The organism is Chryseobacterium gambrini, from assembly GCF_027920505.1.
GTDB lineage: Bacteria > Bacteroidota > Bacteroidia > Flavobacteriales > Weeksellaceae > Chryseobacterium > Chryseobacterium gambrini.
In genome coordinates this window covers 1852042-1863928 of the sequence record NZ_CP115857.1, presented here as the reverse complement: position 1 = coordinate 1863928, position 11887 = coordinate 1852042, and the positions used below count along the sequence as shown (strand labels likewise).

General features: G+C 36.3%; 10 protein-coding genes. 5 read left to right on the top strand and 5 right to left on the bottom strand.

All coding sequences use genetic code 11. The features are described from left to right. Positions 1-36 precede the first annotated feature (36 nt). The 4 genes from PFY09_RS08365 (at position 37) to PFY09_RS08350 (ending at position 6126) form a co-directional block, all read left to right on the top strand. On the top strand, positions 37-519 hold the full coding sequence (locus PFY09_RS08365) for a hypothetical protein (RefSeq protein ID WP_271162102.1): 483 nt from the start codon (positions 37-39) through the stop codon (positions 517-519). Positions 520-778: 259 nt separating this feature from the next. Further along, positions 779-2113: a trigger factor gene (locus tag PFY09_RS08360; protein ID WP_271162101.1), complete on the top strand. Its 1335-nt coding sequence runs from the start codon at positions 779-781 to the stop codon at positions 2111-2113. A 114-nt stretch (positions 2114-2227) separates the two neighbouring features. Beyond that, on the top strand, positions 2228-2923 hold the full coding sequence (locus tag PFY09_RS08355; RefSeq protein ID WP_256037980.1) for a hypothetical protein: 696 nt from the start codon (positions 2228-2230) through the stop codon (positions 2921-2923). A 341-nt stretch (positions 2924-3264) separates the two neighbouring features. Then, positions 3265-6126, top strand: coding sequence for a M16 family metallopeptidase (locus tag PFY09_RS08350; RefSeq protein WP_271162100.1), 2862 nt, complete (start codon positions 3265-3267; stop codon positions 6124-6126). A 366-nt stretch (positions 6127-6492) separates the two neighbouring features. On the opposite strand, the gene PFY09_RS08345 is transcribed toward PFY09_RS08350, so the two are convergent. Further along, positions 6493-7077, bottom strand: coding sequence for a DUF3109 family protein (locus PFY09_RS08345; protein WP_271162099.1), 585 nt, complete (start codon positions 7075-7077; stop codon positions 6493-6495). Between the two features lie 5 nt (positions 7078-7082). Next, the gene (locus PFY09_RS08340) at positions 7083-7988 is read right to left on the bottom strand and encodes a DUF6427 family protein (RefSeq protein WP_271162098.1); all 906 of its coding nucleotides are present in this window, start codon (positions 7986-7988) and stop codon (positions 7083-7085) included. A gap of 42 nt (positions 7989-8030) precedes the next feature. Here PFY09_RS08340 and PFY09_RS08335 point away from each other — a divergent pair, with 42 nt between their 5' ends. Beyond that, on the top strand, positions 8031-8264 hold the full coding sequence (locus PFY09_RS08335) for a DUF6341 family protein (RefSeq protein ID WP_076390982.1): 234 nt from the start codon (positions 8031-8033) through the stop codon (positions 8262-8264). Positions 8265-8342: 78 nt separating this feature from the next. Here the strand turns inward: PFY09_RS08335 and PFY09_RS08330 are convergent, their stop codons facing one another. The 3 genes from PFY09_RS08330 to PFY09_RS08320 all read right to left on the bottom strand — a co-directional run bounded on the left by PFY09_RS08330 (position 8343) and on the right by PFY09_RS08320 (position 10962). Further along, on the bottom strand, positions 8343-8780 hold the full coding sequence (locus tag PFY09_RS08330; protein ID WP_108409991.1) for a universal stress protein: 438 nt from the start codon (positions 8778-8780) through the stop codon (positions 8343-8345). A 59-nt stretch (positions 8781-8839) separates the two neighbouring features. Then, positions 8840-9445 (bottom strand): fumarylacetoacetate hydrolase family protein, encoded by a 606-nt coding sequence (locus PFY09_RS08325; protein ID WP_271162097.1) that lies wholly within the window; start codon positions 9443-9445, stop codon positions 8840-8842. Positions 9446-10563: 1118 nt separating this feature from the next. Next, on the bottom strand, positions 10564-10962 hold the full coding sequence (locus PFY09_RS08320) for a putative signal transducing protein (protein ID WP_108409993.1): 399 nt from the start codon (positions 10960-10962) through the stop codon (positions 10564-10566). Between the last annotated feature and the right edge of the window lie 925 nt (positions 10963-11887).

The window sequence follows — 11887 nt, the reverse complement described above, 5'->3', positions numbered from 1 at the left end:
CCATCAGATAAAATATCAACTTTAAAATTTAAAAAAATGAAATTATTCAATACTAAAAATATCATCAAATTATTAGCTGTTTTATTCATCGCCATCACCGTAGTTTCCTGTCAGAGAGACGGATCTGCGGCAGAAGACGACCTGCCTCAGGAAGATCTTACCAACATTATTTTATTGGTGACTGAAGATGTACCCAATGCAGTAACTAAAACTTATAATTATAGTATGGGAGCAGGAGGAAATCCTACCATTCAGGTGCAGGACGGAAAGACTTACAATGTCGAGGTGCAATTTAAAAACGGAAATGAAGATGCTACTCAGGAAATAAAAGATGCAAAAGAAGAACATTTCCTTGTATATAATTTTCCGAACTCTGATATTACATTAACCCGTACAGATGATTCTTCATCTACATACAACGGTATACATGTAGGTTTAAAAACCAAATGGGTTGTTAATAAAGCAGTAAATAATGCTTCATCGGCAAGTCAATTAATTCTTACCCTATTCCATGAGTAAGCAAGCGTAACTGAAGCTGCTACTGTAAGCGGAAACGGAGTGATCTACGGAACGCAGGTAGGAGGTGAAACGGATGCACAGGCAAACTATACCATCACGAATTAAAATAACCTTTTAATATCTTTAATCTTGTTACTAAAACCACCGGAATTTTTCCGGTGGTTTTTCTATTTAACACTATTTGGCTTTTTAAGTTAATTTTAATTGATATTTTTTCATAAAATTTTCATATTTTTGCAACCTAAAATTTTAATCAATAATGAAGGTTACTGCAAAAAACCATGATGATGTAAGTGCATTGCTTACAGTGACATTGGAAAAATCTGACTATAAAGAAAAAGTTGATAAGCAATTGATTAATTATGCTAAAAATGCGCAAGTTCCGGGTTTCAGAAAAGGGAAAGTGCCTTTGAGTATGGTTAGAAAACAATATGAAGCAGGTATTGCTTTTGAAGAAATCAACAAGCAGGTTTCTGATGCTTTAAACAACTACGTAAACGAAAACAAACTAAGATTAGTTGGTCAGCCGGTTCCACAGCCAGTAAACGAATTCGATTACAATGCGGATCAGCTTGAAGTTGCTTTTGAAGTAGGATTTGAGCCTGAATTCACTATTGACCTGGCTAAATATGAAGCTCCTCACTACAAAGTAGAGGCTTCTGAAAAAGAAATCAACAAAAGTATTGAGAACATGCAGAAGCGTTTTGCAGAGCAGGCACCTCAAGAAAAAATCAATAAAGATTCTTACATCGCTTTAGAAATTTCTCAGGTTGTGGAAGAAGATGCAGAAGGAGAGCACCACCACCATCCAAAGAACGTTACCATTACTGCTGAAAACAAAGAAGCTTTCAAACTGGTAAAATCTTTGAAAATGGACGGTTCTGTAAAAGTTTCTAAAGAAACGCTTGCTGAAAACGAAGAACTGGCTAAAGAATTAGGATTCTCTAAAGAAGAAGTTGAGCATTTACACCACAACGAAGTGGAAGTAAAAGTAAAAGATTTCTACGGTCTTAACTTGGCTGAACTTAATCAGGAATTATTCGATAAAGTATACGGAGAAGGAAACATTAAGTCTGAAGAAGAACTGAAAGAAAAAGTAAAATCTGAATTAGACGAATACTTCCAGCAAAATGCTGACGTTCACTTTGTGAATAAAGTATTGGAGCAGGTTTCTGAAAAAGAAGAAGTAAAACTTCCTGAAGAATTCCTTGTAAAATGGTTACTGTTCTCTAACCAGAACATCCAGTCTGAAGAGCAGGCAAAAGAAATCCTTGAATCTGAGAAAAACCAGTTGAAATATCAGATCATCGAAGGTAAATTAATGACGGATAACGACATTAAATTAGACTATGCTGATGTTTTAGGACAGGCTGAACAGTTGGTAAGAAATCAATTAGCTATCTACGGAATCCACCACTTAGGAGATGAGGAGATCCAGAAATATGCGGTTGAAATGTTGAAAGACCAGGAGCAGGTAAGACAAATTTCTTCTGAAGTTGCGATGACGAAGCTTAAGGATGTAATCCTTGAAAAAGCAACGAAAAAAGAAACTGTAATTTCTCACGACGAGTTTTTGGAAGAGCTTAAAAAGTAATTTATTTTACTGTAAATATTTGAAAACCACTGTTTTTGCAGTGGTTTTTTTATTGAGTAAACATCTGCATTTATTTGTTTAATATTCCTATATTTACGACACTAAACTTTATTTATGAAAAAGATCATCATTCCGTTTTTTTGCGCTGTGCTTTTTTCTACTTCGGTAGCTGCACAAAAAACTACTGCTGCTCCCGCTAAAACGGAAGCTGTAAAATCTAAACTTACTCCAAAAGAAGTTATCGATAAATATCTTACGGCACTTGGAGGAAAAGATAAACTTGAAGCTGTAAATTCAATTGTAATAGAAAATACGATTTCGGGAGCTGCGCTACCGGGAGAAATTACGATGACCACAAAAAAACTGGGCAACAAATTCAAGTCTGAACAGTTTTTTATGGGACAGAAAGCGGCTTCTCAGTATTTTGACGGTGAAAAGGGATATATGGAGCAGATGGGCAACAAAAGCGAAATTCCGGCAGATAAACTGGGAGATTTAAAGAAAGGAAAAATCATTGATGCTTTAGGATACGATTATACAAAATTCAAGGATGTTACCACAGAAAAAATCGACGGAAAAGATTATAATGTATTAACTTCCGATAAAGGAAAATTCTATTTCGATGCTTCTACAGGTCTTTTATATAAAGCGGATGCAAAAGAGGGAACAGCGCTTACAAAAGATTATTTAACGGTAGACGGAATTAAATTCCCTTCCTTAATTGAAGCGCAGGGTGGCGGACAGACCATGACTATTAAAACGACAAAAGTAACAGTTAATTCAGGAGTTACGGATGCGGATTTTAAGTAAAATAATTGCTATTTAACATAATAAAGTCGGGTTTTGCCCGACTTTTTTGCTGAAATGATATTTTTAACTAAAGTTTAACTAAAAAAATAGATTCTTTATATTCTGAATTTTTAATTTTGCTCATTATAACACAAAAACATACTGATGAGAAAAGATTGCATTACTTTGGCTTGGGATTTTCCCTTTTAAAGCTGTTCTCATTTTCTGAAATTCAAATCTTTTTTCTTAAAAATATTAACGATAATTAACTCAAATTTAACTTTAAATAATAATTTGAACATTTCCTCGTTAAGTGAATAAATTATATTTTTGAACCATAAAAATTAATAATCGAAACAACTATGAAAAAAATGTTTTCGTCGCTTGCAGTAGTCGTTCTGATGTCTGCCAATGCATTTGCACAGAATATTCCTATGGATCCTTCTGTAAAGACCGGTACTCTTCCGAACGGGATGAAGTACTATATCAGAAAAAATATGTTACCCGAGAAGAAAGTAGATTTCAGACTGGCAATTAATGCAGGATCTATCCTTGAGGATGAAAACCAGAGAGGTCTGGCTCACTTCATGGAGCACATGAACTTCAACGGAACAAAAAATTTCCCGGATAATAAACTTGTCGACTTTCTTCAGTCTATCGGGGTGAAATTCGGACAGCATTTAAACGCTTACACCAGCTTTGACGAAACGGTTTACATGCTTCCTGTTCCTTTAGACAAGCCCGGAAATCTGGATGCAGGTCTTAAAGTAATGGAAGACTGGGCATTCAACGCTACACTTTCTGATGAGCAGATCAATAAAGAAAGAGGTGTTGTTCTTGAAGAATTAAGACTTGGTTTGGGAGCAGACAAAAGAATGTCGGATAAATACCTTCCGAAATTACTGTACAACTCTCAGTACGCCAACAGACTTCCGATTGGAAAGAAAGATGTTCTGGAAAACTTCAAGCCGGATGTTATCAGACAGTTTCATAAAGACTGGTACAGACCGGATCTGATGGCAATTGTAGTAGTGGGAGATATTAATGTGGATGAAGTTGAAAAGAAAATTAAAGATAATTTCAGCAAATATAAAAATCCTTCCAAACCAAGAGAAAGAAAGAGCTTCGATCTTCCGAACCATAAGGAAACTTTGGTGGCTATCGAAACAGATCCGGATGCTACAAGATCTATGGTACAGTTCATCATGAAAGATTCTGAATCTTACCAGCCGGATGTTACAGTAGAACAGTACAACCAGAGTCTTGTAGAACAGATTGCTTCAACCATGCTGAATAACAGACTGGGAGAGTTGGTAAACTCAAATAATCCTCCTTTTACGTACGGTTATGTTTATCATGGTGGTACGTATGCAAGGAGCAAGGAAGCTTTTCAGGGAATGGCAATGGTGAAAGACGGAAACCAGCTTAATGCTTTAAAAGTTCTTCTGGAAGAAACGGAAAGAGCGAAAAGATTCGGGTTTACACAAACAGAATTAGACAGGGCAAAATCTCAGGTAATGTCTAATATTGAAAGAACCTACAACAACAGAGATAAAACGGAAAGTGATGTTCTTGTAGACGAATATGTAAGAAATTTCCTTGAGCAGGAACCAATGCCGGGAATTGCATGGGAATATGAAGACACCAAAAAATTCTTACCTTCTGTAACGCTGGCTCAGACCAATGAAGTTTTTAAAAAACTGGTAAAAGACGACAGCAGGGTAGTGGTAATCACCGGTCCTAAAAAAGACAACGTTCAGATGCCGACTGAAGCCATGGTACTGAATACTTTTGAAGGAGTGAAGATGGCAGATCTTAAACCGTATCAGGAAAAAGCTACCATTAAAAATTTAGTAAAACCTTTTAAATCTGAAGGTGCAATTGCTAAAACGGAAACCGATGCCAAATTAGGAACCACAACATGGACGCTGAGCAATGGCGCAAAAGTAACCTTTAAAAAGACAGATTTTAAAGACGATGAAATTGTTTTTGCAGCGAGAAGTCTGGGAGGAAGCTCAGTAATTAATGATGCCGATTTTGTTAAGACCCAGTTTGCTTTTCCTGCCTTATCGGAAGCCGGAGTTAATGGTTTCTCCAAAGCAGACCTTACCAATTATCTTGCAGGAAAGCAGGTAAACGTAAATCCGTCAATCGGAAATGTAACGGAAGGAGTTTCCGGAAGAACGACCAGAAAAGATCTGGGAACAGCAATGGAGCTGATGTATGCTTATTTTACAGGTTTGAATTACAATCCTGATGCATTTAATGCTTACAAAACAAAGCAGTCTGCGATGATGGATAACCTGCTGTCCAATCCTCAGTTTTATTTCTCCAGTGAGCATGCGAAATTCATGAATCAGAAAAATCCGAGATTTGTAGGAATTATCCCGATGGAGAAAGACTGGGCAAATACAGATTATAAAAAAGCGTACGATATTTATAAAGAGAAATTCTCAAATGCCGGAAACTTCCAGTTTTATTTTGTAGGAAATATTGATGAGGCAACATTTAAAAATGAAGTGTTACAGTACATTGCAAGTCTTCCTTCAAGCGGAAAAACGTCTACTTTTAAAGATACAGGATACAGACAGATAACCGGAGATTATTCTAAGGTCTACAAAAAAGGAAAAGATCCTAAAAGTATGGTTACCATCGCGTACAGCGGAGAAGCGCCTTACAACGAAAAAGAAGCACTGGCTTTAGAGGCTCTTGGAGAAGTGGCAACCATTAAGGTAATTGAAAAACTGAGAGAAGATGAAAGCGGAATTTACGGTGGCGGAGCAAGAGGTGGAATGTACAAAGTACCGTTCAGTAATTACAGTTTCAGCATCAATTTCCCTTGCGGACCGGAAAATGCTGAGAAATTAACGAAAAGTGCGATTACAGAGCTTCAGAAGTTAATTGATAAAGGACCAGAGCAAAAGGATCTTGATAAATACAAGGAAGGGGAATACAATGATGATAAAACCAATATGAAAGACAATATGTATTGGATGAACGCGCTTACCAAAAATCAGCTTGACGGAAGCGATAAATATGAAATCCTTAACTATCAGGAAAAAGTAAAAGCTTTAACCGTAAAAGACCTTCAGGATGTAGCTAAGAAATATCTTACAAAAGGCAGAATCGTGGCAACTCTGATGCCGGAAGACGGCTGGGAAAAAGCCAAAAAAGAGGAAGCTAAAGCTGAAACAGCAGTTATAAAAGCCGGAGCAGCAAAATAATTTTCGATATAATAAAGTTCAATTAAAAACCGTTCTGTAGATTTTACAGAACGGTTTTGCTTTATTGATGTGAGATTGATTTAGATAATTTAGATCATCAAATTATTGCATTTTGTTAATTACCGAAGCTTTGTCCGATGTAAAATCTGCAAATCAAAATCAGCTTAATACAAAATTGATGATTAGTTTTGACTAAAGCCAATTCCTGTTGACATAATCATCTTGTTCTTCTATCAAGTCCATCTTTACTGATAAGGCTGAATGCAATTCAGTTAAAGTTGGAAAAAATATTAAAACCTAAAAACCTTACAACTCTAAACCCTCAGACTCTCAAATCCTATCACTCTTTAATCCTTTTACTCAAAATTAAGATCCGTACTCCTTCTTCCATTCTTCAGCCACTTCGCTCAGAACGTCATAAAATTCTTCACCATATTTTCGGATCAAAGGTGTTTTCAGGAATTTATACACGGGAACCTGCAATTCTTTGCCTAAAGTACAGGCATCGCTGCAGATCTTCCAAACATCATAGTTTAGTGCTTTGAAAGTAGAATATTCTTTAATACGGATTGGGTAGAGATGGCATGAGATCGGCTTCTGCCACTCTACTGCGCCGTCTTCATATGCCTTTTCAATACCACATTTCGTAATTCCTTTTTCATCAAAAGTTACGTATGCACATTCGCGGTTTTCTACCATTGGTGTTACGTACATTCCGTCCATCGGATCGGTTGTCCATGTTCCGATCTTTTCGATGGATTTAATGCCTTCTTCGGTAAGATAAGGCTTCACTTTCTCAAAAATAGAATCTAAAATTTCCAGTTCGTCCTTATCCAAAGGAGCACCTACATCTCCTTCCACACAACACGCACCTTTACATTTAGAAAGGTTACACACAAACTCTTCAGAAAAAATATCCTCGGAGATCAATTTATCGTCTATCTGAATCATAATCTTTAAAATAAATTAAAATAAGTTCCGGCTTTAAAACCGATTAAACTGAAAATAAGCAGCCATAAACCAACTTCCTGCATCCAGTATTTTGGCAGAAATCTGAGCATTCTGCTGATGATAATAGTAGAGGGAAAAGCAAGAAGAAGTAAATATTCGTAGTTTTTATTCATGTAAAGAATAATCGTAATCAGCTGCGCCATCGAAAAAACAAGCAGGAAAGTATATTTGTACCTGCTTATCGGGCTTTTTTTATTGTAATTTCTGAAATGGTCGTACACAGCATAGATCAGCATACCAATTACAGGGATCAAAGGCAGAAGTTCTGTATAATCTGTCACCGGTTTCATCTTTCCGAACGGAAAATAATCAATATTCCAGCTTTTAAAATCAATAAAAAACATCACTGAAAAATAACTGAAAACAATTAAAATAATCCCCAGTAAAAACCTGAAAATATTCAGCCCGATTCTTTCGGAAGTGGCAATTACGTGGATAATCACAAAAACCGCCATCGGCCAGGTTGTCGGAAGAAAAATAAAATTGAGGGCAACAATGGAGCCTACCAGAACATAAGATTTTTTTCGGATGTCCTCATTGGTACTTGTCAAAAGCAGCAAAAGAAAAGAATTGGTAAGCAGCGCGACAGCAATTCCGATGTCTAAATTTCCGGGATACAGCCCGAAAACAAAAAATGTATATAAGAATAATGGGAGATGCGTCTGATAATTGAGTGCAATACTGTGAAAACAGAAATATCCCAGAGCAATTCCCAGGAAAGTAATCCCGGCAATAATCCCCTCATAAGTGTTGAAATTCAATAAATTAAAAGTTATTACTATTAAAAGAAGAAAACCAATATAAACAGGAATTGAAAAAATATTGCTTTCTTTTGAAAGTAATTTAAACATTTTTTATAAATTTGTACAAAGTTAATTTAAAAAAGGAAAATAATGACGTCTTTCTTTCTATTCTTAAGCAAAGTTTTCAAATGGTCTTTCGGTTTCTTTGATACTTTCGGTAATGTTTTGAACTGGATTCTGTTTATCGTTTGTTGCGTACTATTCACTTATTGGTGCTACGTTTTGGTAGTTACTTTAGGAGGTGATAAAGATAAAGACTACTATTCTCCAACGGAAGGTAAGAACCCTTACTACGATCCGAAAATCTACAAAAATGAAGGTTAATTAATTGGTTATATAGTAAAAAGCCGATCAAATTTTTATTTGGTCGGCTTTTTTATTAACGATTAAAATTTTCACTTTTTAGTCATGTATCGGAAGCACCAGAACAGGAACTTTAGAATCCTTCGTGATCCCTTTTGTTAAACTTCCCACGAATACATCATAAATTCCGCTTCTTCCGTGAGATCCCATCACGATGAAATCAGCTTTTTTATCTTCTGCGTGTTCCAGAATAATATCTTTTGCAATTCCCTGTTTCAGAATATGTTCGCATTCTACCTCATGCGCCAGAATTCTCTGCTGAATTTTGTTCAGCTGAACAAGTTCTTCCCGGATCTCGTTTTCCTCTACTTCCGGAAAATACTGAAATCCCATATCTCCGATCGCAAAGCCGATATCCGAAGGTGCCACATGAATTAAATAAATTCTGCCGTTTACCTGCTTAGCGAATTTTACAGCTCCTTCCAAAAGCTGTTCTGTCTTGTCCCCAAAATCTACGGGTAATACAATATTTACCATAACCTTTAATTTTGTCTACTAAAGATAGGAAAATTATGCCAAAAGTTATGTTAAATTACTTATAATATTCGGATGTCAAGAACCTTTTCATCTTCAAGATAAGCTTCCAGAATATCATTTTCTTCCACTTTTCCTACGCCTTTCGGGGTTCCTGTAAAGATAAGATCTCCCACTCTCAATGTAAAATACTGCGACACAAAAGCAATAATGTCATCAATGGTGAACATCATGTCCTTCGTATTTCCTTCCTGTACCTTTTCCTTGTTCTTCAGTAAAGAAAAATTCAGCGATTCAAGATTAAAATTTTCCTTTTTAAAGAAATTTCCCACCACTGCAGAACCGTCAAAACCTTTCGCCAGTTCCCAGGGCAATCCTTTGGATTTTAATTCACTCTGAAGATCTCTCGCGGTAAAATCAATTCCCAGCCCGATTTCCTCATAATGTTTTTGTGCCGTTTCTTTCTGGATGTATTTTCCGCCTTTCGAAATCTTAACAACAACTTCCAGTTCGTAATGCACATCATCTGAAAATTCGGGAATGTAAAAATCATTTCCCTTCAAAACCGCTGTGTCCGGCTTCATAAAAATGACGGGTCTTTCCGGGATTTCGTTGCCCAGTTCTTTTGCGTGTTCGCTGTAATTTCTTCCAATACAGATTATTTTCATACTCTTTTATTTTGTCTTTGCGAGAAGCGAATGCGATAAAGCAATCTCAGTCTCCCATTATTTAATAAATTTTTATTTTCAACGATCGTAAACTTCCATCCTCAATCTTCCTTTCTTTTTTAGGAGCTTTTTCCCGCTTTCCGCTGTATCTTTTGTTCCGCTTCGCTTCACAAAAGGATGCCGCTGCAATCGTGGCTATGAGAGAGGGATAATCAATTTCTAAATGGTGATTGTGATTTTTCTCTGTACAGCATTTACTTGATAATGAAAATTCATCACTCATCGATTATAAATCATCATTTATCAATCATCACTTATCAATCATATTAAAAGACCACCCCGTCAAAAATTCATTTGAATTTTCGCCATCCCTCCGGAGGAGGGGAATTGTTGCTGATTTTTTTCAATATCCTCTTTGTTATATAAATAAGGAATACAAATATACAGCTCATTTGCTGAGTGAAGCGCCCTTGCGAACTGAAATATTCACAATACCTTCAAAAAAGACATTGCGACCATTGCGTTAAAAAGAATATCAATTTCACTTTCTAAATTTAATGCGTAAACCGTATTTTATAAATCATCATTCATCATTCATCATTTATCAATCATATTAAAAGACCACCCCATCAAAAATTCATTTGAATTTTCGCCACCCCTCCGGAGGAGGGGAATTGTACTGTTTTCTTTCAATATCCTCTTTTGTTATATAAATAAGGAATACAAATATACAGCTCATTAGCTGAGTGAAGCGCCCTTGCGAACGGAAAATATCCGCAATACTTTCAAAAAGACATTGCGATCATTGCGTTAAAAAAACATTTCACTTTCTAATTGTCTAGGTATTAATGCGTAAACCGTATTTTATCATTCATCACTTATCACTCATATTAAAAGACCACCCCGTCAAAAATTCATTTGAATTTTCGCCACCCCTCCAGAGGAGGGGAATTGTACTGTTTTCTTTCAATATCCTCTTTGTTATATAAATAAGGAATACAAATATACAGCTCATTAGCTGAGTGAAGCGCCCTTGCGAACGGAAAATATCCACAATACCTTCAAAAAAATATTGCGATCATTGCGTTAAAAAAACATTACGTCACTTTCTAAAACCATTAATGCGTAAACTCATTTCCGCAATAATAACAGACAAATTTATGACTCGTTAAAATCGAAATTCCGAAAAAACTTGTCGCACTGTCGTCTCTGTAAATATGGTTAGATCCACATTTCGGACAAACGAAATCAAATTCAGGATCTGCAATGGTGTGTTCCACTTCCAGAGAAAATTCTTCGTTTTCCCTGTAATCTTTCAATGCCTGATTGGCTTTTTCAAGATCCTCTTCAAAAACCTGAAGCTGAATTCCGCCAACTGCCTGAGAAAGCAACCAGTCCGACTGGATCAGTTGTTCGTTCGCAATAAAACTGTTGATGCCGCTTTCCGCAAGAATCTGTTTGTCCCGGTTCGCCTGAAGCGCCGTTTCGTAAAATTTGAATTTAACAAGCTCACTCATCGTCTTTTTACTTTTTCCATGTTTTTTTATAAATATAGTTATTTTTATTTTTTTAAGTGAATGAACTTACGCAATGTAATGTAAGCGCAACAGATTCAAATTTATTTTCTTATAAAATTTTAAACAAATCATTGTAAACCCAACCACCACCGTGGGCTGAGCGGAGTCGAAGCTCACATCATTGCCATCCCATTTTAAACAGATCATTATAACACAAACCCGCCATCGGGTGCTGAGCGAAGCCGAAGCGCACATCATCGTAAATAATTATTCCTAAAGTTGTTTAAACCCGCAAAGGACGCAATATTTTTTAACACGCTCTATTTGTTTAAGGCGCAAAGATTTTATCTCCGATAAAATTTTAATGAAGATATTTCTAAGGTAACCGTACGCTTCGGCTCCGCTCAGCGTACTTCAGTGCAACTCCATTTTAAATAAATCATTGTAAACCAAACTATCCACCGTGGGCTGAGCGGAGCCAAAGCGCACTACAATTTCATTTTAAACAGATTATTGTATCAACATCCGCCACCGTGGGCTGAGCGAAGCCAAAGCGCACATCAACCTGAATAACCATCCCAAAATTGTTTAAACCCGCAAAGACGCAATATTTTTTAACTTACTCTATCTATTTAAGGCGCAAAGATTTTATCTCCGATAAAATTTTAATGCAGATATTTTTACGCTTCGGCTCCGCTCAGCGTACCTCAATGCGACTCCATTTTAAACAGACCATTGTAAACCAAACCACCACCGTGCGCTGAGCGGAGCCGAAGCGCACTACAATTTCATTTAAACAAATTATTGTAATGCAACCCCACGCAGTACGCTGAGCGGAGCCGAAGCGTACATTAAAACATACACTTTAAAAAATTTCATCATGATTTCCAACCTTTTTGAAAAAAATTGCATCCTTTAAAATAAA